Source organism: Cypionkella sp. (genome assembly GCF_036782355.1).
Classification (GTDB): domain Bacteria; phylum Pseudomonadota; class Alphaproteobacteria; order Rhodobacterales; family Rhodobacteraceae; genus Cypionkella.
Window position 1 is genome coordinate 13,463 of sequence record NZ_DAIPZF010000009.1, and the last position, 25,300, is coordinate 38,762.

At 60.7% G+C, this 25,300-nt stretch carries 24 protein-coding genes and 1 other RNA gene; 14 read left to right on the forward strand and 11 right to left on the reverse strand.

The features are described from left to right. Positions 1-8: 8 nt before the first annotated feature. Positions 9-1,007: an MDR family oxidoreductase gene (locus V7Q10_RS04985; protein ID WP_333867953.1), complete on the reverse strand. Its 999-nt coding sequence runs from the start codon at positions 1,005-1,007 to the stop codon at positions 9-11. A gap of 178 nt (positions 1,008-1,185) precedes the next feature. On the opposite strand from V7Q10_RS04985, the gene V7Q10_RS04990 reads away from it, so the two are divergent. The 9 genes from V7Q10_RS04990 (at position 1,186) to V7Q10_RS05030 (ending at position 7,727) form a co-directional block, all read left to right on the forward strand. Next, positions 1,186-2,235 carry an extracellular solute-binding protein gene (locus V7Q10_RS04990; protein ID WP_333867954.1) on the forward strand — a complete coding sequence of 350 codons (1,050 nt, stop codon included), beginning with the start codon at positions 1,186-1,188 and terminating at the stop codon, positions 2,233-2,235. Positions 2,236-2,323: 88 nt separating this feature from the next. Continuing rightward, positions 2,324-2,998, forward strand: a complete 675-nt coding sequence (locus V7Q10_RS04995; RefSeq protein ID WP_333867955.1) for an FkbM family methyltransferase — start codon at positions 2,324-2,326, stop codon at positions 2,996-2,998. A gap of 46 nt (positions 2,999-3,044) precedes the next feature. After that, positions 3,045-3,404: a transfer-messenger RNA gene (gene ssrA / locus V7Q10_RS05000) on the forward strand. Between the two features lie 88 nt (positions 3,405-3,492). After that, positions 3,493-4,761, forward strand: a complete 1,269-nt coding sequence (gene chrA / locus V7Q10_RS05005; protein ID WP_333867956.1) for a chromate efflux transporter — start codon at positions 3,493-3,495, stop codon at positions 4,759-4,761. Between the two features lie 42 nt (positions 4,762-4,803). Further along, positions 4,804-5,259, forward strand: coding sequence for an SspB family protein (locus V7Q10_RS05010; protein ID WP_333867957.1), 456 nt, complete (start codon positions 4,804-4,806; stop codon positions 5,257-5,259). Between the two features lie 123 nt (positions 5,260-5,382). Next, positions 5,383-5,841 (forward strand): class I SAM-dependent methyltransferase, encoded by a 459-nt coding sequence (locus V7Q10_RS05015; RefSeq protein ID WP_333867958.1) that lies wholly within the window; start codon positions 5,383-5,385, stop codon positions 5,839-5,841. Between the two features lie 91 nt (positions 5,842-5,932). Beyond that, positions 5,933-7,327, forward strand: coding sequence for a class II fumarate hydratase (fumC, locus tag V7Q10_RS05020; protein ID WP_333867959.1), 1,395 nt, complete (start codon positions 5,933-5,935; stop codon positions 7,325-7,327). Between the two features lie 2 nt (positions 7,328-7,329). Then, complete coding sequence (locus V7Q10_RS05025; protein ID WP_333867960.1) at positions 7,330-7,512, forward strand: DUF4169 family protein; 183 nt, start codon at positions 7,330-7,332, stop codon at positions 7,510-7,512. Then, entirely contained in the window at positions 7,509-7,727 is a 219-nt protein-coding gene (locus tag V7Q10_RS05030) for a ribbon-helix-helix domain-containing protein (RefSeq protein WP_333867961.1), read from the forward strand. Before V7Q10_RS05025 ends, V7Q10_RS05030 begins: the two co-directional genes overlap by 4 nt. Here V7Q10_RS05030 and V7Q10_RS05035 read toward each other — a convergent pair. The 3 genes from V7Q10_RS05035 to V7Q10_RS05045 form a co-directional block, all read right to left on the reverse strand. After that, positions 7,714-9,057, reverse strand: a complete 1,344-nt coding sequence (locus V7Q10_RS05035; RefSeq protein ID WP_333867962.1) for a cytochrome P450 — start codon at positions 9,055-9,057, stop codon at positions 7,714-7,716. The genes V7Q10_RS05030 and V7Q10_RS05035 overlap by 14 nt on opposite strands. Continuing rightward, entirely contained in the window at positions 9,054-10,271 is a 1,218-nt protein-coding gene (locus V7Q10_RS05040; RefSeq protein WP_333868024.1) for a hypothetical protein, read from the reverse strand. The genes V7Q10_RS05035 and V7Q10_RS05040 overlap by 4 nt, the downstream gene beginning before the upstream one ends. Positions 10,272-10,334: 63 nt before the next feature. Continuing rightward, complete coding sequence (locus V7Q10_RS05045; RefSeq protein ID WP_333867963.1) at positions 10,335-11,075, reverse strand: cytochrome c biogenesis CcdA family protein; 741 nt, start codon at positions 11,073-11,075, stop codon at positions 10,335-10,337. Between the two features lie 150 nt (positions 11,076-11,225). On the opposite strand from V7Q10_RS05045, the gene V7Q10_RS05050 reads away from it, so the two are divergent. Further along, positions 11,226-11,456: a sulfurtransferase TusA family protein gene (locus V7Q10_RS05050; RefSeq protein ID WP_333867964.1), complete on the forward strand. Its 231-nt coding sequence runs from the start codon at positions 11,226-11,228 to the stop codon at positions 11,454-11,456. Positions 11,457-11,512: 56 nt separating this feature from the next. Here V7Q10_RS05050 and V7Q10_RS05055 read toward each other — a convergent pair whose 3' ends face one another. The 6 genes from V7Q10_RS05055 to V7Q10_RS05080 all read right to left on the reverse strand — a co-directional run bounded on the left by V7Q10_RS05055 (position 11,513) and on the right by V7Q10_RS05080 (position 19,573). After that, the gene (locus V7Q10_RS05055) at positions 11,513-14,254 is read right to left on the reverse strand and encodes an Rne/Rng family ribonuclease (RefSeq protein WP_333867965.1); all 2,742 of its coding nucleotides are present in this window, start codon (positions 14,252-14,254) and stop codon (positions 11,513-11,515) included. 421 nt (positions 14,255-14,675) lie between these two features. Continuing rightward, positions 14,676-16,004: a sigma-54-dependent transcriptional regulator gene (locus V7Q10_RS05060; RefSeq protein WP_333867966.1), complete on the reverse strand. Its 1,329-nt coding sequence runs from the start codon at positions 16,002-16,004 to the stop codon at positions 14,676-14,678. 7 nt (positions 16,005-16,011) lie between these two features. Continuing rightward, positions 16,012-17,775, reverse strand: a complete 1,764-nt coding sequence (locus tag V7Q10_RS05065; protein ID WP_333867967.1) for a sensor histidine kinase — start codon at positions 17,773-17,775, stop codon at positions 16,012-16,014. A gap of 46 nt (positions 17,776-17,821) precedes the next feature. Beyond that, positions 17,822-18,490, reverse strand: a complete 669-nt coding sequence (purQ, locus tag V7Q10_RS05070) for a phosphoribosylformylglycinamidine synthase subunit PurQ (protein ID WP_333867968.1) — start codon at positions 18,488-18,490, stop codon at positions 17,822-17,824. Positions 18,491-18,505: 15 nt separating this feature from the next. Then, positions 18,506-18,745 carry a phosphoribosylformylglycinamidine synthase subunit PurS gene (gene purS, locus V7Q10_RS05075; protein WP_333867969.1) on the reverse strand — a complete coding sequence of 80 codons (240 nt, stop codon included), beginning with the start codon at positions 18,743-18,745 and terminating at the stop codon, positions 18,506-18,508. A 63-nt stretch (positions 18,746-18,808) separates the two neighbouring features. Continuing rightward, a complete protein-coding gene (locus V7Q10_RS05080) occupies positions 18,809-19,573 on the reverse strand; it encodes a phosphoribosylaminoimidazolesuccinocarboxamide synthase (protein WP_333867970.1) in 765 nt (254 codons plus the stop codon). A 215-nt stretch (positions 19,574-19,788) separates the two neighbouring features. Between V7Q10_RS05080 and V7Q10_RS05085 the strand changes: the two genes are divergently transcribed. From V7Q10_RS05085 to bmt, 3 genes are all read left to right on the forward strand, one after another. After that, positions 19,789-20,103, forward strand: coding sequence for a DUF1476 domain-containing protein (locus V7Q10_RS05085; RefSeq protein WP_333867971.1), 315 nt, complete (start codon positions 19,789-19,791; stop codon positions 20,101-20,103). A 155-nt stretch (positions 20,104-20,258) separates the two neighbouring features. Further along, positions 20,259-22,190 (forward strand): phosphatidylglycerol lysyltransferase domain-containing protein, encoded by a 1,932-nt coding sequence (locus V7Q10_RS05090; RefSeq protein ID WP_333867972.1) that lies wholly within the window; start codon positions 20,259-20,261, stop codon positions 22,188-22,190. 18 nt (positions 22,191-22,208) lie between these two features. Continuing rightward, positions 22,209-23,219 (forward strand): betaine--homocysteine S-methyltransferase, encoded by a 1,011-nt coding sequence (gene bmt / locus V7Q10_RS05095; RefSeq protein WP_333867973.1) that lies wholly within the window; start codon positions 22,209-22,211, stop codon positions 23,217-23,219. A gap of 88 nt (positions 23,220-23,307) precedes the next feature. On the opposite strand, the gene V7Q10_RS05100 is transcribed toward bmt, so the two are convergent. Further along, positions 23,308-24,393, reverse strand: a complete 1,086-nt coding sequence (locus V7Q10_RS05100) for a PA0069 family radical SAM protein (RefSeq protein ID WP_333867974.1) — start codon at positions 24,391-24,393, stop codon at positions 23,308-23,310. A gap of 152 nt (positions 24,394-24,545) precedes the next feature. Here V7Q10_RS05100 and V7Q10_RS05105 point away from each other — a divergent pair, with 152 nt between their 5' ends. Beyond that, the gene (locus V7Q10_RS05105) at positions 24,546-25,241 is read left to right on the forward strand and encodes a corrinoid protein (RefSeq protein ID WP_333867975.1); all 696 of its coding nucleotides are present in this window, start codon (positions 24,546-24,548) and stop codon (positions 25,239-25,241) included. The last annotated feature ends 59 nt before the right edge of the window (positions 25,242-25,300 follow it).

Sequence of the window (25,300 nt, forward strand, 5' to 3'; positions counted from 1 at the left end):
TGTCTCGCTCATTTGTTCAGATCCACAACCACGCGGCCCTGCACCGCGCCGGTCAAAATATCGGCGCCAAGCTGTGGCAGATCGCCAAGACCGACCTCGCGCACCATGCTTTCCAGCTTGGCCATCGGCAGCTCTGCCGCGATGCGGGCCCAAGCCAGCTTGCGCCGCTCGAAGGGGCAAAGCACCGAATCAATCCCCAAAAGGTTGATGCCGCGCAACAAAAACGGAATGACCGATGCAGGCAGCGCCGAGCCGCCCGCAAGCCCCACGGCTGCAACCGAGCCGCCGTGTTTGATCTGGCCCAAGACCCGCGCCAGCATCGCGCCGCCCACGGCGTCAATGCATCCAGCCCAAGTTTCCGCTTCAAGCGGGCGCTTGACCGTCTCGGCCAGCTCCTCGCGCGCCACGATGCGCGATGCCCCCAGGGCGTGCAGATAGTCCGCCGTCTCGGGCCGGCCGGTGACCGCCGCCACCTGATAGCCGCGCGCGGCAAGAATAGCGGTGGCCACTGACCCCACACCGCCCGCAGCGCCGGTGACCAAAACCTCGCCCTTTTCTGGCGTAAGCCCATGATCTTCCAGCGCCATCACCGCCAGCATCGCGGTAAAGCCTGCCGTGCCAACCGCCATGGCTTGGCGCGTGCTGAGGCCCTGGGGCAGCGGCACCAGCCAATCGGCCTTGACCCGCGCCTTTTGCGCATAGCCGCCCCAATGCGCCTCGCCCACCCGCCAGCCTGTCAGCACAACCCGGTCGCCCGCCGCGTAGCGCGGATCGTCCGACGCCTCGACAACGCCGGCAAAATCGATGCCCGCCACATGCGGATAGTTGCGCACCAAACCGCCACCTTTGGCCGAAAGGCACAACCCGTCTTTATAGTTCAGCGTCGAATAGTCGACAGCCACCGTCACCTCGGCTTCGGGCAGCGCCGAGATCTCCAGATCGCGCAGCACCGCAACCGCCCCTGCATCGCCCTGCTGCTCCATCACAAGTGCCTTGAAACCCATCATCTGCCCTCGATTTGATCAAATTTTCCGAATTGACGTAGGGGAAGTCTTGTCAAACGCCCCTTTCCGCGCCGATCTTGCAATAAGACCTTGAGACAAGACCAGAGCCAATCTAGCTTAAATGCGATTTCGGCAAGTCAGAAGCAAATCTGGCACCGAACCCACCAACCGAGGAGCCTCCATGACCAAAGTTAAAACCCTACTGACCAGCACCGCCGCCGCCTTGGCTTTTGCCTCTGTCGCTCATGGCGAGGACGTCAATCTGACCGTCTTTGACTGGGCCGGCTTTGAAGAGCCATCGCTGATCACCTCGTTTATTGCCAAGCATGGCATGCCGACCTATGCCTTCTTTGGCGATGACGACGAGGCTTTCCAGAAAGTTTCTTCGGGCTTTAAGGCCGATGTGGCGCATCCATGCTCGCAGATGGTGCAGAAATACCGTGACGCCGGGCTGATCGAGCCTTGGGATGTCAGCCGTATCCCAGAATACGCCAATATTGCGCCGCGTTTTAAGGATTCGAAGATTTTCGCGGATGAGGCAGGGGTTTGGTATATTCCAACCGATTACGCCTATACCGCCATTGCCTATAACACCGAAAAGGTGCCCGCCGAAGACGTCGCCTCGCTGCAAGTCTTCGTGAACCCAAAATATGCCGGCAAAATCTCGCTGCCCGACAACACCGATGATGCCTTCTCGCTGGCCTATCTGGCCACAGGCGTGTCGGATTGGACCAATGTGACCGACGCTCAATTCACCGCCGCCGCCGCTTGGCTGCGTCAGGCGCATCAGAACGTGAAAACTTATTGGGTCGATCCGGCCGAATTGGCGCAGTTGATGAAATCGGGCGAGATTGACATCTCGTGGAACTGGAACGACGCCGTTGCCAATATGCGCAGCGAAGGCGTGCCAGTGGCGTTTCAGCGCAGCCCAAGCGAAGGCGTCTCAAGCTGGTTCTGCGGCTATGTGAACTTCAAAGACGCGCCGGGCTCGGAAGATCAGGCCTATGATTTCATCAACGCTTGGCTCGAGCATGATTCTGCCAAGGGTCTTTTGGCGAATTTTGGCTATGCCAGCGCCAATGACGCTGCCTTGAAAGATATTCCGCTTGCAGATCTGAAAGCAGGCGACGTTGACCCAATCGACACCACGTTGCTGGCTCAGGTGCCAATTGACCCAGGCTTCCGTGACAAGATGGTTCAGGAATTCGAACTGATCAAATCCGGTTTCTGATCACACAACACGCCACCGCCCAAGCCCTTGGTTTGGGCGGTGTTTTCAGCATCTCGCGGGCTCGTATTTTCAAGCCAGAAAGGCCCAGATGGCCGCCACAAAAGCCGTCGAAACCACCGAATTCACCGTCATCTCGCGGCGGATCAAGGGCTGGACGCCCTCGGTGATCTTGGATGTGGGGGCCAATGTCGGTCAAAGCGCCTTGGGGTTCATCAAGGCCTATCCGCAGGCCATGGTGCATTGCTTTGAACCCTTTCCCGCCAGCTATCGCAAATTGCTGGCCAATACCCGCGGTCATGACAGCATTATGGCGCATCAGATCGGTCTGGGGGCCAAGCCTGCGCTGCTGCAAATGTCAGACAGCGCAATTTCCACTCAAAACCGCGTTCTCTCGGACCACGACCCCGAAACCGGCATCGAGGTGGCCATCCACCAAGGCGCGGCGGTACTGAAACGGCTTGGTCTGGAGCATGTCTCTTATCTCAAGATCGACACCGAGGGCCATGATCTAGAGGTGTTGCAAGGCTTTGCGCCCTCGCTTGGCTGCATCGACTTTATTCAGGTCGAGGCCGGCATGAACCGTTATAACACCACCCATGTGCCCTATCAGCGGCTGGCTGATTTCATGAACGACCATGGTTTTTTGCTGTTCTATATCTTCGAACAGATCCTAGAATTCAAAAAGGCCGGTCGGCCGGTGCTGCGCCGCGCCAATCCGGTGTTTATCAATGCGCGGCTGGTTGATCTGGAGGGGATTTCCTGACGCGATGCGCCGGATCAAACCTGCCCTGCGACTGTCGTGACGCAAGCGCCTTGCACCTGCCTGCGCGCCGCCCTATATTAAAGCTGTCGCAGGCTTGCTTGCGACTATGGCGATAAACGCACCCATAATACACGGCTCGGACTCGGGGGCGGTACCCGACGACTCCACCAATACCCCTGTCTTTGCAGGTGCTTGGGGTCGAAATAGGATCGACGAACGTCTAAAGGGGCCAGCTTTTGCTCGGTGAGGTACCACCGTTATCGGTCCGAAACGTACAGTTGCAAATGACAACCGTGCTCCGGCAATGGCTTTGGCTGCGTAAGCAGTTCGAGTCGCCGAAACTAAGTCCCTGCGCTTAGCCGCGTAGGGCGGGGTCCGCCGGAACCTGGCAACAGAATCCGGCACTTTCCCCCTATGCAAAACCAGATGGCAGGCCTAACCTGCTTCGCGTCTATTCGCGACGAATATGACAGTTTTACAACAGGTTAGTGACAATGCCCCCAGCCAGCTTGGCCGATCTGACGGCGGTGTTTTTGCGCATTGGTCTGCTGTCTTTTGGCGGTCCGGCCGCGCAAATCAGCCTGATGCACCGCGAGGTGGTGGAAAAGCGCGGCTGGCTCAGCGAGCAAGACTATCTTTCGGCGCTCTCGTTTTGCATGCTGCTGCCTGGGCCCGAGGCGATGCAACTGGCCACATGGATCGGTTGGCGCAAGCATGGCACGCTCGGCGGGCTGATTGCGGGCGGATTATTCGTGCTGCCAGGCGCGGTTGTGGTGCTGCTTTTATCCATGATTTACGTCACTTGGGGCGAAATTCCGCTGGTGGCTGGTCTGTTTGCCGGCCTGCAAGCCGCGGTACTGGCCGTGGTCATCGAAGCGCTGCTGCGGGTGGCCAAGCGCGCGCTGAAAACACCACAGCAGAGGGTGATCGCCACACTGGCCTTCACGGCGCTGGCGGTCTTTGCCCTGCCATTTCCGCTGGTGATTCTAAGCGCAGCGCTTTGGGGATTTTTGCGCAGCCCTATCGCCCACCGCGCTGAAAACACAGCGAAACCCTGGCGGCAAAGCCTGCGCGCCGCCACGATCTGGGGCACGGTTTGGCTGGGACCACTTGCGCTAATGCTGGGCTTTGCCCCACCCTTGCTGGCCGAGATCGCACTGTTCTTTTCGAAACTGTCGCTGCTGACCTTTGGCGGCGCCTATGCGGTGCTGGCTTGGATGGCGCAAGAGGTGGTGCAGCAAAAACAATGGCTTAGTCTGCCACAAATGATCGACGGCCTGGGCCTTGCCGAAACCACGCCCGGGCCATTAATCCTTGTGACGCAGTTTGTGGGCTTTGTGGCGGCGGCAAAATCGGGGCTGCTGATGGGGCTTGCCGGTGCCGCCACAGCGCTTTGGATGACCTTTGCACCCTGCTTTTTATGGATATTCGCGGGTGGCCCGTGGATTGCGCATCTGCGCCAAGCCCCCCGTCTTGCGGCGGGCTTACAGGCCATCACCGCCGCCGTTGTTGGTGTGATTGCCAGCCTCTCGCTTTGGTTTGCAGGCCATGTGCTGTTTACCGCAAGCCTGCCGATCTGGCTTGGCCCGCTGCGGCTTAATCTGCCGGATCCAAGCAGTTTACGCCCGCTGCCAATCGCGCTCTTGATCGTGGCGGCCTATCTGCTGTTGCGCAGGCATTGGCCGCTTGGCTGGGTCTTGGCGCTTTGTGCCCTGACCAGCGCTGCACTTGCAGCAATCGTCACGCTGCCCCCTTCCCTTTGAGGCCGAATCCCCTATGCTGACCACAATTAGAAGGGGCTGCTCATGACAAAGTCGATTGAATACGGACTGCTGATGCACCGCGCAATGCGGGGCTTGATCCAGACCGTTCTCAGCGATGTTGCAGCAGCTGGCCTGCCCGGCGATCACCATTTCTTCATCACTTTTGACACCACGGTGCCCGAAGTTGTCATGGCCGATTGGCTACGCTCGCGCTATCCGGGTGAGATGACGATCGTGGTGCAGCACTGGTTTGAAGATCTGATCGTCACCGATGACGGCTTTGAAATCACGCTGAACTTCGGCAATCAGCCAGAGCATTTGGTGATCCCCTTTGACGCGGTGCGCACCTTTGTCGACCCTTCGGTCGAGTTCGGCCTGCGCTTTGAAAGCCATGAGGACGACGAAGACGACGAGGATGAGGGCCCAGAAGACGATCCAACACCGCCGCCGCAAGGCGAGGCACAGATCCTCAGTCTTGATAAGTTCCGCAAACAGTAACAGCGGATTTTTAGTCTGGAGGCCAGTATGGCCCACGAAGCACAGGTTTTTTTACGACAACTTCTTTCGAAACCTAAACAAATCTCGGCAATCGCGCCGTCTTCGCCTTGGCTTGCAAAAGCAATGTCGCAGGGCTTGGGGCCAAGCTCTGGCCGGGTGGTTGAATTTGGCCCCGGCACCGGCGCTTTGACGCGGGGCATTCTGGCGGCAGGAGTGGCGCCCGCCGATATCACCCTGTTCGAGATGAGCCCCGATTTTGTCACACATCTGCGCCAAACTCTGCCGGGGGTAACGATCCACAGCGCCGCCGCCCAGCTTGCGCCCAACCTTGTGCCAAAGGGCGTGGCGCGGGTGATCTCGGGCCTGCCGCTGTTGTCGATGCCCAGCGGCTTGCGCCATGCGATTGTGAAAGCCGGTTTTGACATTTTGGCCCCCGATGGGGTGTTCAGCCAGTTCACCTATGGGCCGAACCTGCCAATTTCTCCCGATGTGATGGCGGATCTGGGTCTAAGCGTGCGCAAGGGGCCAAAAGTCTGGCTCAATCTGCCGCCCGCGCGGGTTTATCATTTTTACCGCGCCTAAAAGCCGCAATCTTCAGTATACTGTCGCATACAGATTGAATTCTTAACCCTTCCGCGTTATGCCGCCCCTATCCCAAATAGGAGGCTTGCACATGTCCGCCACCCGCACCGAAACCGACAGCTTTGGCCCGCTTGAAGTTCCTGCAGACAAATACTGGGGCGCGCAAACGCAGCGCTCGATCATGAACTTCCCCATCGGCTGGGAACGCCAGCCCGTCGCGATCATTCGCGCGCTTGGGGTGATCAAAAAGGCCTGCGCTTTGGTTAATATTGCCCAAGGCGATCTGGACAAAGATCTGGGCACCACCATCGCCCGCGCCGCGCAAGAAGTGATCGACGGCAAGTTCGACGACAACTTCCCGCTGGTGGTCTGGCAGACCGGGTCGGGCACCCAGTCGAATATGAACGCCAATGAGGTGATCTCGAACCGCGCGATCGAGATGTTGGGCGGCGTGATGGGCAGCAAAAAGCCTGTCCACCCCAATGATCACTGCAACATGGGGCAATCCTCGAACGACACGTTCCCCACTGCGATGCATGTCGCCATTGGCATGATGGCGCGCGATGTGCTGCTGCCGGGGCTGCAAAAACTGCACGCGGCACTGGATGCCAAAGCGGTTGAATTCAAAGACATTATCAAGATTGGCCGCACCCATACCCAAGATGCGACACCGCTGACGCTGGGCCAAGAATTCTCGGGCTATGCCGCCCAAGTCGCCAAGGGCATCGCGCGGGTCAAGATGTGCCTGCCCGATATTTACGAGCTTGCGCAGGGCGGCACGGCGGTCGGCACCGGCCTGAACACCCGCGTCGGCTGGGATACCCGCGTCGCGGCTGAAATCGCTGCGATCACCGATCTGCCCTTTGTCACCGCCCCCAATAAGTTCGAAGCCCTTGCAGCACATGACGCCATGGTGATGTTCTCGGGTGCTTTGAAAACCGTGGCCGCCAGCCTGTTCAAAATCGCTAACGATTTGCGGCTGCTGGGCTCTGGCCCGCGTTCGGGTCTGGGCGAACTGATCCTGCCTGAAAACGAGCCAGGCTCGTCGATCATGCCGGGCAAGGTCAACCCGACCCAAGCCGAAGCGCTGACCATGGTCTGCGCACATGTGATGGGCAATGACGCGGCCGTGGGCTTTGCCGGATCGCAGGGTCATTTCGAGTTGAACGTCTACAACCCGATGATGTCCTATAACGTCTTGCAATCCATGCAGCTTTTGGGCGATGCGGCGGGCAGCTTTACCGATAATATGGTGGTCGGCACCCAAGCCAATACCGCCCGTATCGACAAGCTGATGAAGGAATCGCTGATGCTGGTGACAGCGCTTGCACCGACCATCGGCTATGATGCCGCCACCAAAGTTGCCAAAACCGCGCATAAAAACGGCACCACCCTGCGCGAAGAGGCGATTGCCTTGGGCTATGTCGACGGCGAAACCTTTGACCGCGTGGTGCGGCCCGAAGATATGATCGGCCCCAAAGGCTGATCATGGCAGAAATCATCAATCTGCGCGCGGCCCGAAAGGCCAAAGATCAGGCCAAGGCCCGCGCGCAGGCGGATGCAAACTCGGTGAAATACGGGCGGCGCAAGACCGATAAGGCGCTGGACGCCGCCCGGCTTGAAAAAGAAAAGCGCGATCTGGATGGCCACCAGCGCGACGACGCGCCATGAGCGGCCGCCCCGTCAAACACTCGCTGACCCTGCGCGGCCACCGCACCAGCGTGTCGCTGGAACTGGCGTTCTGGCAGGCCTTTCGCGAGATTGCCGAGGCCGAGGGCAAGACGCTGAACGCGCTGGCCGCCCAAATTGACGGCAGCCGCGAGGCCGATGTCGGCCTTGCCTCGGCGATCCGGGTGTTTATTCTGCGCCGCCTCAGCGGCGGCTGATCCGCAGCCTGATGCCATCGCGCGCGCGCACCGTCAGATGCGCGACGGGCACCGGATCTTCGCCCGCAACCGGTTCAAACCGAAAGCCGCGCGCCAATTGCGCCAGCAGCAAGACCCCCTCGACCATGGCAAAGCCAGCCCCAGTGCAAACCCTTGGTCCGGCGGAAAACGGCAGATAGGCATCGCGCGCGCAGGCCCTATTTTCCTCGGTCTGCCAACGGCTTGGGTCAAAATCATCGGGATTTTTCCAGATGCGTTCATGCCGGTGCAAATGCCAGGGGCTTAGCACGATCTGCCCGCCCTTTGCCACCAAACGCCCGCGCAAATCCTCGGGCGCGGTATTTTCGCGCACCATCATCGGCACCGGCGGATAAAGCCGCAGCACCTCGCGAAACACATCACGGGTATAGCGCAGCTTGGACAGCGCGGCGAAATCTGGCGCATCGCCCAAGGCTGCGGCCTCGGCTGCGACCTGCTCTTGCACCTGTGGATAAAGCGCGAGCATCAACAGCGCCCAAGCCAAGGCCGAGGCGCTGGTCTCATGGCCGGCCAGAAAGAAGATCGCCACCTGATCGACCATCTCGGACGTCTCAAAGCAGGCGCCGGTCAGCGGATCGGCCGTGGTCATGATCTTGGTTGCCAGATCATCGGGGGCGGTGCCTGCGGCAATTTGGGCGGCGCGCGCCTCGGTCATCTGGGTGATCAGCGCGCGGATCTTGGCCGCCGAAGCCTTGGTGCCACGCCGATGAAACCGCGGAACCCAAGCAGGCAGGGGCAGAAAGGCCGCCAAGTTCAGCAAAGGCTGGGTGCGTTGATAGTCGCGAAAGGCGTCAAAGACTTGCGAGGCGATCTGATCTTCGATCGGGATCGAGAACAGCGTGCGAAAGATCACATCGGCAGCGGCATGGCTCATTTCCGCCTCGACTTCGACCACGCCCAAGGGCATCCGCGCCACCGCCGCCTGCCCCGCCGCCGCGATGGCCGGAAAGGTATCGCGCAGCCGCCCGCCCTCAAAAGCCGGATCAATAATCCGGCGCTGCCGCTTCCAAACCTCGCCATTGGTGACGAAAACCGAATTGCCCAAGATCGGCCGCAACCCCTCGCTGATGCGGTTGGACTTTGGGAAATCTTCGGGACGCTCGACCAAGACCCGCGCCACCAAGGCCGGATCGTTGCACAGATAGCTGCGGAAAAACGGCGTGCGAAATTCGGCCATCCAAGCCCGATAGAGCCGCGCTGGCTGTGCAGACAGGATATCGGCGCGAAACAGCCGCAGATAGTGCCAAAGGGATACCCGATCAGCGCGGGCTTTCGGTTTTGGCGCGGTCATAGCATGTCTCGATAGCCAGAAAGTGGCGTCTCGATCCGGCTTTTCGAGGCCATGCGGCCCGCGTAGCGCTGTCGCAACGGCAGCGGGCCTGCGGTGATCTGGAAATAATCGTAATCCTTGGGCCGATCAAAAGCGCAAAGATACTGAAAATGCAGCCGAAAAAACCGCCAACGCAGCGCAGACCAGCGTTGCGGACTTAGCGATTGGGTGAAGGCCGCCGAAACCACCAGCGGCCAGCGCTTGCCAGCCGGAGCCACGCCAGTAACCGCCACCGGATCGCAAAGCGCAAAGGCGCAGCCGTCGCCGGGGGCGGTGACATCGACCCAAGCCAGCTGATCTTGCGCCGACAGATAGGCAAGATCGGCGCGCAGCCGCCGCGCTTGCGGCAGGAAAGACACCATCGGCACCACCTGCCCCAGCGACAGAAACGCCAGCGCACTCGCCCGCTCTGGCAGCCCCTCGCGCAGCAGGTCCGACAAGATCGACACCGCCAGATGCGCGCCAGAGGAATGGCCAACCACCAGCACCTCGTCATAGCCTTCGGTCAGGCTGGCGCGCAATGGCGCGCGAAAGGCGGCCATCCGCGCCTCAAGCTCGGGCGGATTGGCCCCGCCCGCTTGCGCCGAATAGGCATAGTCATGCATCAGGTAATAGGCAAAAATCTTATTGTCCCAGCGCCGAAACAGCGACAGCGCCGCCCAGATCACCGCAAGCGCCACGCCACAGCCCAAAACCGGATGCAGCCGTGCTGCAAGCCCGCCCAGCCCCCAGCCCGTGAGACAGGCCAGCCCCAGTTGCACCAGCAAAAACACAATCGGATAAAGCGCCGCGATCATCGGCCCCTTGCGCAGCCGCATCAGCCGAAACAGCGCGCCCGAGCCGATATAGGCCCAAGCGGTGCGCAAAAGCTGCACATAAGTCGCTGCAATCCCCTGCTGCATCGAGGTTTTGACGATGTCAGACCAGACCAGAACCTCGATATCCGCCTCAGCGCGCGCCGCGCCAAACTGGCCCGCCACATGCCAACCATAGGGGCCCTTGGTGGTTTTGGGTGTCAGCTCTAAGCCATAGCCCGAGATCTGCGCCTGATCCCTGCCCTCTTTGCGATAAAGCTCGCGGTAGCGGCGCGGGTGGATAGGATCATAGCCCGGAATATAGAACACGCGACGCCGAAACGGCGCTGCGGTCTGGGCGGTGCTGTGATCGGTTTGCATCAAAGCCTCGGGTTGCTGCAACGCTATCCTGACCAGCGAATGCGGCATTTCCAAGGGCAAATTCTAGCCAAGGCTGGCCAAGAACGGCAGATGTTCCAACAGCCAATAGGAAAACGACGAAAAGCCCCCCGTCAGCATCATCAAGCCGATGGTCCAAAGCAGCAGGCCCATGATCCGCTCGATCCGCTCGGCGTGGCGCTTGAAAAACGCAACCGCTGGCGAAAGCCGCGAGAAAAACGCGGCCACGGCCAAAAACGGCAGCCCCAAGCCTGCCGCATAGACCGCAAGCAGGGTCATGCCGCGCGCAACATTACCCTCTTGGGCGGCCAGCGACAAAATCGCGCCCAGTTGCGGGCCGATGCACGGCGTCCAGCCAAAGGCAAAGGCCAGCCCCAAAACATAGGCACCAAAGGCCGAGCCGCCCTTATCGCCCGCATCCAGCCGCATCTCGCGGTCCAGAAAGCCGATGCGAAACACGCCCACAAAATGCGCGCCAAAGATCATCACCACCACGCCTGCGGCAGTCGAAAAGGTTTCGGCATTGCCAAGGAAAAACGCCCCAAAGGCCGAGGCCGCAAGGCCAAAGATCATGAAGACCGTCGAAAGCCCCAGCACAAAGAACAGCGCTGCAAGGATGGGCGAGCGTCCGCCCTTCATCTCGCTGACGGAAATTCCCGACATATAGGCCAGATAAGGCGGCACAATCGGCAGCACGCAGGGGCTAAGGAACGACAGAACCCCTGCCAAAAGCGCCACAAGCATGGCGGGGAACAGGCTTGCGTCAATGATGTCTATGCCGAACATGGGGCCTCCGTTTTGGCAGATCTAGCGCGGTTTTCGGCAAAGGTCACGCGGTTGCGGCTCACTTCCGCGTGGGGAAATGTTTCACCCATGCAATTCGGGCTGGCGTGGGCTGCGCGGGCAGGCGAAACTGCGCCCGACAAGGAGGCGAAGATGCAGTGGGACGTCGAGATTGATTGCGCGGGGCTTTTGTGCCCGCTGCCAGTGCTGCGCGCGCGCAAGCGGCTGATGGGCATGGCTGCGGGCGAGGTTTTGCGGGTGCTGGCCACCGATAAAATGGCCGCGATAGATCTGCCGCATTTTTGCGCCCAAAGCGGGCATGAGCTGCTGGGCAGCAGCGAAAGCTGCGGCATCGACGCCTATCTGATCCGGCGCGGGGCCTAGAGCGAAAAAAGGGCGGCAGGTTTCCCCGCCGCCCCAATATCTTAGCCTTCAACAGCTTAGCGTCCCAAGGACCACCAGCCGCGCTTTTTCGGCTTTGGCTCGCCATCATCGGGCTCTGCCACAGCTTCAGGCTGGGCGGCGACAGGGGCCGGTTCAGCGACAGCTTCTGGCGCTGGGGGAGCAACGGCTGCCGGAGCGGGAGCTTCGACCACGGCTGCGGGCTCTGCCGCTACAGGCGCAGGCGCTGCGGCGACTTCAGGCGCAGGCTCGGCCACAACCACAGCGGCTTTGGCGCGGCTGCGGCGTGGCTTTGGTGCGACGGCTTCGGCATCACCGACCACGGCTTCCGCAACAGGAGCGGCTGCCTTTGCACGACCACGGCCACGCGACTTTGGCTTCTCAGCCTCAGCCGCCGGAGCCTCTACCACCACCACATCGGCTTCGGCTTTGGGTTCTGCTAGCGCTTCGGCGACCACGGCCAGCTCTGGCGCAGCTGCTTCAGCAGGCGCTGCCACAGCTTCGGCGGCTTTGCTGCCACCACGAACGCGGGTGCGGCGCCTGGGACCGGCAGGTTTTGCCGCATCCTCCACCACCACAGGCTGTTCAGCTGCGGTCTCTTCGCCTTCGTCATCCGCATCATCTGCGCTTGCGCCTTCGCCCATCGCCTCGCCGTTCTGGCCTGGCTTTTTGCGACGACGACGACGACGGCGCTTTTTGCCATTGCCCTGCGCGGCCTCGCCGGTCGTGGCTTCGGTGGTTTCCACCTCCTCCGCCTCTTCGACCTCATCCACTTCGTCGATCAGATCTTCGTCTTCTTCGACCACCGGCGCGCCCATCAGGCTGGCGTTGCCCGAGATCGCGGTTGGGGTTTCCGCCACGATCCGCGTCGCCGTCTTGAACTTTTCAATGGTGAAATCGGGGCTGATCATCGTCGGATCGCATTCAATGCGCACCGCCATGCCATAGCGGGCCTCGATCAGCGCGATATGCTCGCGCTTGCCATTGATCAGGAAGTTGACGATGCCAATCGGCGCACGCAGCAGAACTTCTTTCGACCGCTTGCGCGTGCCCTCTTCTTCCAGCGCGCGCAGAACCTGCAAGCCAAGGCTGTCGTCCGAACGGATCAGGCCGGTGCCATGGCAATGCGAACAAGGCTGTGTGGTGCTTTCCAGCATCCCCGGACGCAGACGCTGGCGCGACATCTCCATCAGACCAAAGCCGGAAATCCGGCCAACCTGAATGCGCGCGCGGTCGGTTTTCAGCTTGTCTTTCAGGCGCTTCTCGACGGCGGCGTTGTTGCGACGCTCTTCCATGTCGATAAAGTCGATCACGATCAGACCGGCCAAATCGCGCAGACGCAACTGACGCGCCACCTCTTCGGCGGCCTCGAGGTTGGTCTTCAGCGCGGTGTCCTCGATCGAGCCTTCTTTGGTGGCACGACCCGAGTTCACGTCGATGGCCACCAGGGCCTCGGTGATGCCGATCACGATATAGCCGCCCGATTTCAGCTGCACGGTCGGGTTGAACATCCCGCCCAGATAGCTTTCGACCTGATAGCGCGCGAACAGCGGCGTCGGCTCGTCATAGCGCTGCACGATTTTCGCGTGGCTTGGCATGATCATCCGCATGAAGTCTTTGGCGGTGCGATAGCCTGCCTCGCCCTCGACCAGAATTTCGTCGATTTCCGACGAATGCAGATCGCGGATCGAGCGTTTGATCAGATTGCCTTCCTCGTAGATCGCAGCAGGAGCAATCGACTTGAGCGTCAGCTCGCGGATCTGTTCCCAAAGCCGCATCAGATATTCGTAATCACGGCGAATTTCGGGCTTGGTGCGCTTGGCGCCTGCGGTGCGAATGATCAGACCTGCGCCTTCTGGCACTTCGATCTCTTGCGCGATTTCTTTCAGTTTCTTGCGGTCAGCGGCTTGGGTGATCTTGCGGCTGATGCCGCCGCCGCGCGCGGTGTTGGGCATCAGCACGCAGTAGCGGCCGGCGAGCGACAGATAGGTCGTCAGCGCAGCCCCCTTGTTGCCGCGCTCTTCTTTGACCACCTGCACCAGCATGATCTGGCGGGTCTTGATGACCTCTTGGATCTTATAGCGGCGCACGCGGGGTTTGCGCGGCGCGCTGATTTCTTCCGAGACATCTTCCTCGGCAATCGATTCAATCTCGTCATCGGTGTCCGAGGCGTGATCAATCGAACGATAAGGCGCATCGCCCTCTTCGCCAGAGCCGTGGGCGTCATCATGGTCATGGGCGTGATCGTGGTCGTGATCATGCGCTTCGGCTTCAACCGGGGCTTCGACGGGGGCTGCAACGACGGCTTCGGCTTGGCTGGTCTCGACCAAGGCGCTGTCGTTGCTGTCTTCGTCCAGATCGACGACATCCATGCCGTTGATTTCGCCGCTATGCAACGTTGGTGCGGGTTTTGCCGCCTCGGCACGCGGGCGCTGGTTGCGCTGTGGGCGGGGTTTCGAGCGACGGTTGTCTTCCTCGTCCTCGGCCCGGTTCAGCGCGCGTTCTTCTTCCAACAAGGCCTGACGATCCGCTGTCGGGATCTGGTAGTAATCAGGATGGATTTCGGCAAAGGCCAAAAATCCGTGCCGGTTGCCGCCGTAATCGACAAAGGCCGCTTGAAGCGAAGGCTCCACCCGGGTGACTTTGGCAAGATAGATGTTTCCGGCAAGTTGGCGTTTGTTCAGGGTTTCAAAATCGAACTCTTCGACCTTGTTTCCATCCACCACGACGACCCGAGTTTCCTCGGCATGTGTGGCGTCGATAAGCATTTTCTTAGACATATTGATCCATTGCGCCCAGCAGGAAATCTTCGCCTTGGCGGACCAAAGCGAGGGGAAAACATGTCAGGGCGGCTTGTTCGGGCGGCTGCGCGCAACGCAAGACGCAAGGCAGCGCCCTGTGGGCGCCCCTCGTCAGTCATTGCCAATGTCGCGCACATCATCGCGGTTCACGTCTGAGCGGCTTTTAGGCGCCCACCTTAAAAAGCACGCTTATGTCTGTTTTATCAGTCACTTACGCGCAATGCTCCGACCTTTCGGTCGATCTTAAGCCACTGGTTTCGGCGCGCAAAGGCGCATCACAGCACAGTGGCAGGGAATGTCGTGGCCACGCAACGTGACCTGATTTCACCCTAGTGGCAAACAGGGCCATCTGACAATGGGTGATTTGCGCAGAATGCGGTGTAAACAACCCAAGCGCGATCTAAACATAGTCCGATCGGCTGAGCGCGTATTTCGCCATCTTTTCGTTCAGCGTGCGGCGCGGCAGGCACAGCTCGTCCATCACCGCCGTAATGCTGCCCTTGTGGCGGCGCATGGTGTTGTCGATCAACATGCGCTCGAAGGCCTCGACATAGTCTTTCAGCGGCTTGCCTTCGGTGGTCAGCGCCGGACCAGAGGCCTCGTTATCGGCCATCAGCAGGCTGGCAATCGACCCCGAACCGCGGCGGTTTTGCAGCACCGCGCGTTCTGCGATATTGACCATCTGGCGCACATTGCCCGGCCAAGGCGCTTGCAGCAGTTGGGCGGCCTCTTGCGCGGTGACTTGCGGGGCATCGCAGCCATATTCTTCGGCGAATTGCTCGCTCGCACGGGTGAACAGCGTCAGGATGTCTTCGCCACGCGCGCGCAGCGGTGGGCAAATGATCGTCATCGCGCCCAAGCGGTAAAACAGATCGGGCCGCAGCACATCTTCCAGCGTTTTATCGGGCGCATGTTCGTTGCAGATCGCGATGATCCGCGTTTCGGGGGGCAGACCCTGTTCGTTGATCAGCGTCAGCAGCCGCGATTGCAAACCATGGCTCAGGCTTTCGATGTCTTCCAGACACAGCGTGCCGCCGCGTGCATCCTCGATCATCGGCAGATTGCCATCCTCGGAGGGGCCAAACAGCTTGGCCGCCAGCTGATCTTCGCCCCAAGCCGCACAAGACACGGTGATGAATTTCTTTGACGCGCGCGGCCCCACCGCATGCAGCGCATGGGCGACCAGTGTTTTGCCGGTGCCGGTTTCGCCGTCAATCAGCACATGGCTGTCGGCTTGGCCCAGATCGAGGATATCTTCGCGCAGCCGCTCCATCGCGGGGCTGGCCCCGACCAGCTTTTTCATCAAGACCGAGCCATCCGACAGTTCTTTGCGCAGCGCGCGGTTGTCCAGCGTCAGGCGGCGCGCGATGGTGGCGCGTTTGGCAAGTTCGGTCATCCGGTCTGGGTTGAACGGCTTTTCCAGAAAATCATAAGCCCCGATCCGCATCGCTTCGACCGCCATCGGCACATCGCCGTGGCCGGTGATCATGATCACCGGCAGGCCCGAATCCATGCCCATCAGACGTTTCAGAAACGCCATCCCGTCCATGCCCGGCATTTTGATATCCGAGACCACAACCCCCGGCCAATCCGGCCCCAGCGTTTTCAGCGCTTCTTCGGCACTGGCAAAGGTTTCGGTGTCAAAGCCCGACAGCGCCAGCCACTGGCTGATCGAGGCGCGCATATCGGCCTCGTCATCCACGATCGCCACTTTCATTGCCCGTGCCATACCACCCTCATTCCGCTGCTTTGGTTTCTGTGCCCAAGACGGGCAATTGTATCTCAAAGACCGCGCCACCCTCATCGGCATTGCGCGCGGTCAAACGGCCCCCCAGATCGGTGACAATCCCAGAAGAGATCGCCAGCCCAAGGCCAACCCCGTCTCCGGGTTTCTTGGTGGTGTAAAACGGCTCAAACACCGAGCCGATTTCCGAAATACCTGTGCCATTGTCGCGCACCGCCAAAATCGCGGTCTCGCCCAGCGACAGCAACAGGTCAATCTGCGGGTCTTTCACATCCTTGGTGGCATCCAGCGCATTGCGCAGCAGGTTGATAATCACCTGTTCCAGCCGCAATCGATCGGCCATGACCATCACTGGCTGGCGCGGCACGGTGCGGGTGATCTTGACCACGCGCTGTTTCAGCTGCGGCTCCATCATCGCCAGCGCCGAGGACACACAAGCGCGCATATCCACCGGCTCAAAGGCCTCACCGCCCTTGCGGGCATAGGATTTCAGCTGCCGCGTGATCGCGCCCATGCGGTCAATCAGATCGTCGATGCGCTGAAACGACGACAGCGCCTCGTCGGGGCGTTTGCGCTGCAACAACAGCCGCGCGCCCGCCAGATAGGTTTTCATCGCCGCAAGCGGTTGGTTCAACTCATGGCTGACCGCCGCCGACATCTCGCCCAAGGCTGCCAGTTTTGACGATTGCGCCAGCGTCAGCTCGGCCACCTCAAGGTTCTTTTGCGCCTTTTCCCGCTCGGCAATCTCGCGCGACAGCCGCGCGTTCAGCAGACGCAATTCCGCCGATTCCCGCTGGAACGACATCGACTGCGACCAGGCCCTGCGCGACAAAAGATAAAACGTCAGCGCAGCCAGTATCGCAAAGCCCATGATTTCAAGCGCAATGACGCCATTCACCCTTTCGCGCACGGAATCGTAAGCGGTAAAGGTCAGCATGCGCCAGCCCTGAAACGGCACCCGTGCCTCGGTGCGCAGCACGGCCTCGCCCGACAGATAAGCATCGGGTGGGTTCTGCGCCCATTCGGTGGCGTTTTTCAGCGCCCGATCCAAGGCCGAAGCGCTGTCAACCGAGGTAAGCGCCTGATCTATCGGCTTGCTGCGCCAAGCAGAGTTGGTCGCCAAAATCACCGTGCCTGCGGAATCTGTGACCACCACCGCATCTTGCAGCCCCGCCCAAGCGCGTTCATGCTTCATCATATCGACCGCCACGACGATGGCGCCAAGGATCTGGCCGTTTGCCTCGATCACCCGCGAATAGGTGAAATCAAAGCCACCACCCTCCTGCGGGCTGGCCGAAAACACGGTATCGCGCGAGCGCAGCGCATCGACAAAATAGGGTGCGCTGCGGTGGCTTGCGCCCAGAACATTGCGATTGGTCGCCCCCACGGCAAAGCCGTGCCGATCCAGCAGCATGATCGAGGCCACACCAATCTCACGCTGCACTTCGATCAGACGCAGGGTTGTGCCGATAAAATTGCTTTTGACCAAGGCATCCCGGATCGCCGGATCATCGGCCAAAAGCAAAGGTACAACCGAGGTGCGTTGCAACTCGGAAATGATATTGCCGGAATAAAGCGCAAGCCGCAGTTCGGCGCGATTGCGGGTGGTTTCGGTGAACCGCTCACTCAGCCAGCGATTGGTGGTCAGCACCACAGCAATCGCCAGCAACATCAAAAGCATAACCGCCAGCCGAATGCCCCATGACACACCGGTTTCTGACTCGTTCAGCTGATTTGATCTTTGGCGCATACGCATGGGCACAGTTTAAGCTCTGCCGCTTTGCGCCTCAAGCAGGGGCGCTTTAGGCAAGCGCCATCCCGCCCATCAGGGCTGCAAACAGCGCAGCCCCATCGGTGCCGCCTGCGGCTGCATCCACAACCCGCTCGGGGTGCGGCATCATCCCCAGCACACGACGATTTGCCGACAACACGCCGGCGATATCGGCCACAGCACCATTTGGGTTCTGGCTGTAGGTAAAGGCCACGCGATCTTCGGCCTGCAACTGCGCCAAACCTTCGGCGTCGATGGTGTAATTGCCATCATGATGCGCCACAGGCACAGAAATCTCGGCGCCCTTGGCATAGCCTGCGGTAAAGGCGCTGTCGGTGGTCGCAACCTTAAGCCCAACGGTCTTGCAGATAAACTTCAGCCCTGCATTGCGCATCAAAGCGCCGGGCAGCAACTGCATCTCGGTCAGAACCTGAAAGCCGTTGCAGATTCCCAGCACATAGCCGCCGCGTGCCGCATGGGTCTGAATTGCCGCTGCAATCGGGCTTTGCGCCGCAATCGCGCCGCAGCGCAGATAATCGCCAAAGGAAAAGCCGCCCGGCACGCCGACGACATCGACGCCCTGCGGCAACGTGCTATCTTTATGCCAAACCCGCGCAACCTCGAAACCGGCGCGCTCAAAAGCAACGGCAAGATCACGGTCGCAATTGGACCCCGGAAAGGTAACGACAGCGGCTTTCATGGACAGGCTCCGATCTTACAGGATTTCGACGCGGTAGCTTTCGATCACCGCATTGGCGAGCAGCTTGTCGCACATGGCATCGACAGCGGTTTTGGCAGCGGCGGCATCGGTTTCGGCCAGATCAAGCTCGATCACCTTGCCCTGACGCACCCCGTTTACCCCGGCAAACCCCAAGCTGCCCAGCGCATGGCGCACGGCCTCACCCTGCACATCCAGAACTCCAGCTTTCAACATGACAGTCACGCGCGCTTTCATAGCTTTCCCTTCAGGCTCAGGTTTCGCCGCCCCATACCGCCCCACGTCGCGCACGACAAGGGGTCAGTTGATCAGCGTTGGTTTCATCGGATGCGTCACATTCGAGGGCAGAACCCCCAAGCGCCGCGCAAGTTCGGTATAGACGTCGGGCAAAGGCCCCGGTTCGGCCAAAGGCAGGCCATCGCCACGATCGACCACGGGTCGCATATCCCACAACCGGCAGCTGTCTGGCGTGATCTCATCGGCCACGATCAGCCGCATGAAATCGCCATCCCAGACCCGGCCAATCTCTAGCCGGAAATCTGCCAGCCGAATGCCGATGCCCAGCATCACACCCGACAAAAAGTCATTCACCCGCAGCGAAAGCGCAATGATATCATCCAGATCCTGCTGGGTGGCCCAGTTAAAGGCGACGATATGTTCTTCGGCGACCATCGGCAACTGAAGCCGGTCGTCCTTCAGGTAATATTCCACAATCGGGCGCGGCAGCGGCGTGCCTTCGGGAATGCCCAAACGCTCGGCCAATTCGCCTGCGGCAAAGTTGCGCACCACGACTTCAAGCGGAATGATCTCGGCCATCCGCACCATCTGCTCGCGCATGTTCAAACGGCGGATGAAATGCGTCGGCACCCCGACCGAGTTCAAACCCGCCATAAAGAATTCTGACAGCCGGTTGTTCAACACGCCCTTGCCTTCAACAGCCGCAGGGGCCGCCTCTTGCGCGGTGGGCGCGGAATCATCCTTGAAATATTGGATCAGAGTGCCCGGTTCCGGTCCTTCATAAAGGATCTTCGCCTTGCCCTCGTAAACCTTCTTCCTGCGCGCCATGGATGCTCCGATACGAAAAGGCCGATAGGGTGGCATAGTCCACCCCTGCCCCTGTTGACTGCGCTATAGTCCAAGCCAAGCCCTGCGGCAAGGCGCGCAACCCCGATAATGGCGCGCAAAGCGGCGGCTGTGCGGCCAAAGTGGCTTTCCCACTTGAAGCGCGCGGCACAGATGGGCATATGGAAGGCAATATTTCCTGACCAAGAGGGCCTGCCATGACCAGCTTTGACAACCGCGAACACGCCTTTGAAGCCAAATTCGCGCATGACGCCGAAATGCAGTTTCGCGCCGAAGCCCGCCGCAATAAGCTGGTTGGCCTTTGGGCCGCCGCTTTGCTGGGCAAAACCGGCGAAGAGGCAGACGCCTATGCGCTGAGCGTGATTGCCGCCGATTTTGAAGAAGCCGGCATCGAAGATGTGGTGCGCAAAGTCGCCGCTGATCTTGCAGGCAAGGCCAGCGAAGACGAGGTGCGCGCGCAAGTGGGCGCTTTGTTGGCTGTCGCGAAATCGCAGCTTATGGCTGAATTCTAAGCCCGGGCTTATCACATCTGTCTTTGGGCCGCCCCTTCACGGGGGCGGCCCTTTTTTATGCCGCGGCGGCGGCTTAAATTTCACTACAATTTGAAGTGTTAAGCTCATCTTTGCCCAATTGCGCGACACCTAGGCTCTGGGTCGCGGGGTCGGGCATGAAACACCACATCAAATCCGCGCAGGCTTTGGCCCGCGCAGAGGATCATACGGTCCATTGGCTGAAATTTGGCCTGCGCGCGGCGCTGTCTGTGCTGGTCTCGCTTGGCTTTATCTGGCTCCTGCTGCAACGGCTGAACCACATCGATCTGGCAGAGCTTCTTGCAGGATTTGAACGACTTAGCCCCGAAAGCTGGCTGGGGGCACTGGCGCTTACGGTGGTAAGCTTTACCGCCATTGGTCATTATGACGCGGCGCTGCACCAGCATCTGGGCAGCGCGGTTGCTCCGGCTGTTGCGCGCCGCGCGGGCATCTGTGCGATTGCGGTGTCGCAAACGCTGGGCCTCGGGCTGCTGACCGGATCGATTCTGCGCTGGCGGCTGTTGCCAGGCACCTCGCTTTGGCAGGCCACACGATTAACCGCGCTGGTAGCTTTGTCGTTTCTGGCGGGCTGGGGCTTTGTGACCGCGCTGACGCTGTGCCTTTTGCCCGATGCGCCGTTTCGACTGCCTGCGAGTTTGGCCTTGGGGCTGCTTTGTCTTACTGGCGCGGTTGCGCTCGCCCCGCCGATCTGGGCCAGGGCGCTGCCGAATGGCTTTACCCTTGCCAAACTGGGGGTGCTGACGGCGATTGACACATTTGCGGCGGCGGCGGCACTGTGGATGCTGTGCCCGCCCGAGATGGCGCTGCCCTTTGCAACGCTGCTGCCTGCCTTTTTGCTGGCCTTTGGCGCGGGTTTGATCTCGGGCGCACCAGGCGGTGTCGGCCCTTTCGAAATGGCGCTGCTGGCGCTTTTGCCCAGCCAGCCCGAAGCCGCCCTTTTGACGGCGGTTCTGGCATGGCGAGCCTGCTATTACGCGCTGCCAGCGCTTTTGGGCGCGGCGGCTGCGCTTCACGGCAGCAAACCCTGCACCGAGGCGCCCGCTGCAACTGCTTGGCAGCTTTTGCGCTTGGCCAAACGCGCCGAATCCGGCTTGGCGCTGCAAGGCGAGCATCAGCTGATCGCAGCCCCCCCACAGGCGGCGTTATTGGTCGCACGCACGCGACATTTTGTCGTGGGTCTGTTTGATCCAATTGCCGCGCGCGCGCCCGCAGAGCTGGCTGCAAGCTTAAGGCATCTCCAAAAAACTGCCCGCGCCGCCAATTGCAGCATGGCCTTTTACAAAGCCAGCGCCAGAACCGCCGTCACGGCGCGCGCAGCAGGCCAAGCCTGCCTGCGCATCGCGCAAGAGGCGGTTATCGAGCCCGCGCGCTATCAACTGGACAGCCCCCGCCGCGCCGGTCTGCGTCGCAAGCTGCGCCGCGCCACCCAAGCCGGTCTGCACATCAGCCAACCCAGCGTGCAGCGCGACTGGGCGAAGCTACGCGCGCTGGCTGAAGATTGGGCGAAACTGCATGGCGGCGAGCGCGGCTTTTCTATGGGACGGTTTTGCCCGCACTATTTGAACTACCAAAGGCTTTATATTGCTTGGCAAAACGCGGCACCGATTGCCTTTGTCAGCTTTCACATCGGTAAAAACGAATGGACGCTGGATCTGATGCGCCATGGCGCGGCGCTGCCCGATGGCTGCATGCATCTGCTGATCCAGACTGCGATCGAAGATGCCGCCCGGCTGGGGGTGGCGCGGCTGTCACTGGCAGCAGTGCCGGAATGCCGGCTGAAAAATCGGCTGCTGAACCGCCTCTTGGGGCGGATGACGGCGCAAACTCAGGGGCTTGTGCGGTTCAAATCCAGCTTTGCGCCGCGCTGGCAGCCGCTTTATCTGACCGCACCAAACCCCGCCGCTCTTTTGGCCGCAGCAGCCGAGATTGCCCAAGCCATCCACCACCCCGCCCCGCTGCGCCCACCAAACCCGCGCGCAATCGAACATGATCATGCAGAGTTTGAATTTGCCTCTGACGCCACGGCATGGCAGAGACAAAAGGAATGAAGTCTGACGAGGTATTCCATGGACGCGCTTTCAAATCTGCTTGCAACCCGTGATTGGCTGATGGCCGATGGCGCGACGGGCACCAATCTGTTCAACATGGGCCTCTCGGCGGGCGAGCCACCAGAGTTCTGGAACAGCGACAAGCCCGACAATATCCGCCAGCTTTACCGCGCGGCCGTCGAGGCGGGGTCGGATATTTTCCTGACCAATACCTTTGGCGGCAACGCCAGCCGGCTGAAACTGCACGGGGCGCAGGGCCGCGTGCGCGAGTTGAACCGTCTTGGTGCCGCACTTGGCCGCGAGATTGCCGATGCCTCGGGCCGCAAGATTGTGGTTGCAGGCTCGATCGGGCCTACGGGTGAGATTTTCGAGCCGATGGGCACACTGACCCATGCCGCTGCGGTCGAGATGTTTCACGAACAGGCCGAAGGGCTGAAAGAGGGCGGCGCGGATGTGCTGTGGGTCGAGACCATCTCGGCGCCCGAAGAATATGCGGCGGCGGCAGAGGCCGCAGCGCTGGCGGGCATGCCTTGGTGCGGCACGATGAGCTTTGACACCGCAGGGCGCACCATGATGGGCACCACTTCGGCTGCGATGGCTGCAATGGTGGATGCGCTGGCAAACCCGCCGCTGGCCTTTGGCGCAAATTGCGGCGTAGGTGCCTCGGATCTGCTGCGCACGGTGCTGGGCTTTGCTGCTGCGGGGTCAGCGCGGCCGCTGATTGCCAAGGGCAACGCCGGCATTCCGAAATATCACGACGGCCATATCCATTATGACGGCACCCCCGAGTTGATGGCCGAATATGCGGTTTTGGCACGCGATGCCGGGGTGAAAATCATCGGCGGCTGCTGCGGCACCATGCCAGAGCATCTGAAGGCGATGCGGGCCGCACTGGAAAGCCGCCCCAAGGGCCCGACACCGTCTTTGGAAGATATTGCCGCCAAAATGGGCGGATTTTCATCGGCCTCGGATGGCACCGGCGACACCTCGGGCGACCCCAAGCGCGAAAGACGCGGGCGGCGCGGCTAAATCACAGGGCGGAGGGGGCGCTGCCCCCAAGCGGCGCTTGCCAAGGCAAGAGCCGCTTCCCCCGGGATATTTGTGCCAAGATGAAAGCCTAGAACAGGGTGAGCTGATCGCCTACGCGTTGTGGTGGCGCAAACAGGTCGCAGCGCAGCGGCGGCAGTTTGACCGCAAGGCCGAGCCTGTCGATCGCGATATTGAAGCGGCGAGCCAAGAGATCGGCCCAGAGCCCGTGACCGCGCATGCGGGTGCCAAAGCTGGGGTCATAGTCTTGGCCGCCCTGCATCTCGCGCAGGCGCGCCATCACCTTAGTGGCGCGGTCGGGGGCGTGTTGGGCAAGCCAGTCTTGAAACAAAGGCGAGACCTCCCGCGGCAGGCGCAGCGGGATATAACTTGCGGCCGAGGCGCCGGCACTTTTTGCGGCGGCGAGCAGGTTTTCGACTTCGTGATCGGTCAGGCCCGGGATCACCGGCGCGATCATCACGCGCACCGGAATGCCGGCCTGGGCCAGCCGTTCGATACTCTGCAAGCGGCGAGCCGGCGCAGGCGCGCGCGGCTCCATCCGGCGCGAGAGGTCAGGGTCGAGGGTGGTGAGCGAGATGCCGACGCGCAAAAGGCCTTGGGCGGCAAGATCGGCGAGGAGATCGAGATCGGCCTCGATCAGCGCGCCTTTGGTGGTGATGGCAACGGGATGGCGGAAGGCATGCAGCACGCAGAGAAGCTCGCGCATCACGCCATATTGCGCCTCGATCGGTTGGTAGGGGTCGGTATTGGTGCCAAGCGCCATCACCGCGACGCGGTAGCTTTTGGCGCGCAGCTCGCGATCGAGCACCGCGCCAAGGCCCGGGCGGGCGATTAGCCGGGTTTCGAAATCCAACCCCGGCGAGAGGTTCAGATAGGCATGGCTGGGGCGGGCATAGCAATAGATGCAGCCATGTTCACAGCCACGATAGGGGTTTATTGAGCGGTCAAACGGCAAATCAGGCGAGCGATTGTAGCTGATGGCCGAGCGCGCCACCTCGACCCGCGTTTGCGTGCGCAGCATCTGCGGATCGGGCGGATGCCAACCATCGGCGATGGCGTTGCGGGTCTGGCCTTCGAACCGGCCCATGGCGTTTTCCAGCGCGCCACGGCCGCGCGCCTGAAGCCCCAAAGGCAGGGTGGTTTTCAGATCATCCATCAGTCAAAATTAGAACAAAGCAGCAACGAATCCAAGCGATTTCTTTAATGCGACCTCTTGAAGTCGGCTTTCACTTGGCGCATGTCGCAAATCGAAAAGTGTCTAACGGGCTTTGGCCTCATCACCCTAGTAACTGCCCAAGGAGTTCCAAGATGGCCGACGACGAAATCATCCTGTCCGAGCTTTCGGATGACGAACTCGTGCTGCAAATGCACGATGACCTTTATGACGGCCTGAAGGAAGAGATTGAGGATGCCGTAAACATCCTGATCGAACGCGGCTGGGCCCCCTATGATGTGCTGACCAAGGCTTTGGTCGCCGGCATGACCATCGTGGGTGCTGACTTCCGCGATGGCATCTTGTTCGTGCCAGAGGTGCTTTTGGCCGCCAATGCGATGAAGGGTGGCATGTTCATCCTGAAGCCGCTTTTGGTTGCGACCGGCGCGCCGCGCATGGGCAAAATGGTGATCGGCACCGTCAAGGGCGACATCCATGACATCGGCAAGAACCTTGTCGGCATGATGATGGAAGGCGCGGGCTTTGAGGTGCGCGATCTTGGCATCAACAATTCGGTCGAGAAGTATCTGGAAGCGCTGGAAGCAGAGCAGCCTGATATCCTTGGCATGTCGGCTTTGTTGACCACCACCATGCCCTATATGAAGGTCGTGATCGACACGATGAAGGAAAAAGGTCTGCGCGATGACTATATCGTGCTGGTTGGTGGCGCGCCGCTGAACGAAGAGTTCAGCAAGGCCATCGGCGCTGACGCTTATTGCCGTGACGCAGCCGTTGCTGTCGAAACCGCCAAAGCTTTGGTGTTGCGCAAGCACAACCAAGCCAACGCCTAAATCCGATCACTTTCGTGCAATGAATCGCCTCGGGCCCTTGTCCCGAGGCGTTTTCATAG

Bases quoted from the DNA above. Each gene is read 5' to 3' on its own strand.
- V7Q10_RS05100 (WP_333867974.1), bottom strand. From the start codon at position 24,393: ATGGATGATCTGAAAACCACCCTGCCTTTGGGGCTTCAGGCGCGCGGC.
- fumC (WP_333867959.1), top strand. From the start codon at position 5,933: ATGTCCGCCACCCGCACCGAAACCGACAGCTTTGGCCCGCTTGAAGTT.
- V7Q10_RS05035 (WP_333867962.1), bottom strand. From the start codon at position 9,057: ATGACCGCGCCAAAACCGAAAGCCCGCGCTGATCGGGTATCCCTTTGG.
- V7Q10_RS04985 (WP_333867953.1), bottom strand. From the start codon at position 1,007: ATGATGGGTTTCAAGGCACTTGTGATGGAGCAGCAGGGCGATGCAGGG.
- V7Q10_RS05050 (WP_333867964.1), top strand. From the start codon at position 11,226: ATGCAGTGGGACGTCGAGATTGATTGCGCGGGGCTTTTGTGCCCGCTG.
- V7Q10_RS05080 (WP_333867970.1), bottom strand. From the start codon at position 19,573: ATGGCGCGCAGGAAGAAGGTTTACGAGGGCAAGGCGAAGATCCTTTAT.
- V7Q10_RS05015 (WP_333867958.1), top strand. From the start codon at position 5,383: ATGTCGCAGGGCTTGGGGCCAAGCTCTGGCCGGGTGGTTGAATTTGGC.
- V7Q10_RS05055 (WP_333867965.1), bottom strand. From the start codon at position 14,254: ATGTCTAAGAAAATGCTTATCGACGCCACACATGCCGAGGAAACTCGG.
- V7Q10_RS05060 (WP_333867966.1), bottom strand. From the start codon at position 16,004: ATGGCACGGGCAATGAAAGTGGCGATCGTGGATGACGAGGCCGATATG.
- V7Q10_RS04995 (WP_333867955.1), top strand. From the start codon at position 2,324: ATGGCCGCCACAAAAGCCGTCGAAACCACCGAATTCACCGTCATCTCG.
- V7Q10_RS05045 (WP_333867963.1), bottom strand. From the start codon at position 11,075: ATGTTCGGCATAGACATCATTGACGCAAGCCTGTTCCCCGCCATGCTT.
- V7Q10_RS05065 (WP_333867967.1), bottom strand. From the start codon at position 17,775: ATGCGTATGCGCCAAAGATCAAATCAGCTGAACGAGTCAGAAACCGGT.
- V7Q10_RS05085 (WP_333867971.1), top strand. From the start codon at position 19,789: ATGACCAGCTTTGACAACCGCGAACACGCCTTTGAAGCCAAATTCGCG.
- purS (WP_333867969.1), bottom strand. From the start codon at position 18,745: ATGAAAGCGCGCGTGACTGTCATGTTGAAAGCTGGAGTTCTGGATGTG.
- bmt (WP_333867973.1), top strand. From the start codon at position 22,209: ATGGACGCGCTTTCAAATCTGCTTGCAACCCGTGATTGGCTGATGGCC.
- V7Q10_RS04990 (WP_333867954.1), top strand. From the start codon at position 1,186: ATGACCAAAGTTAAAACCCTACTGACCAGCACCGCCGCCGCCTTGGCT.
- chrA (WP_333867956.1), top strand. From the start codon at position 3,493: ATGCCCCCAGCCAGCTTGGCCGATCTGACGGCGGTGTTTTTGCGCATT.
- V7Q10_RS05105 (WP_333867975.1), top strand. From the start codon at position 24,546: ATGGCCGACGACGAAATCATCCTGTCCGAGCTTTCGGATGACGAACTC.
- V7Q10_RS05010 (WP_333867957.1), top strand. From the start codon at position 4,804: ATGACAAAGTCGATTGAATACGGACTGCTGATGCACCGCGCAATGCGG.
- V7Q10_RS05040 (WP_333868024.1), bottom strand. From the start codon at position 10,271: ATGCAAACCGATCACAGCACCGCCCAGACCGCAGCGCCGTTTCGGCGT.
- V7Q10_RS05025 (WP_333867960.1), top strand. From the start codon at position 7,330: ATGGCAGAAATCATCAATCTGCGCGCGGCCCGAAAGGCCAAAGATCAG.
- purQ (WP_333867968.1), bottom strand. From the start codon at position 18,490: ATGAAAGCCGCTGTCGTTACCTTTCCGGGGTCCAATTGCGACCGTGAT.
- V7Q10_RS05030 (WP_333867961.1), top strand. From the start codon at position 7,509: ATGAGCGGCCGCCCCGTCAAACACTCGCTGACCCTGCGCGGCCACCGC.
- V7Q10_RS05090 (WP_333867972.1), top strand. From the start codon at position 20,259: ATGAAACACCACATCAAATCCGCGCAGGCTTTGGCCCGCGCAGAGGAT.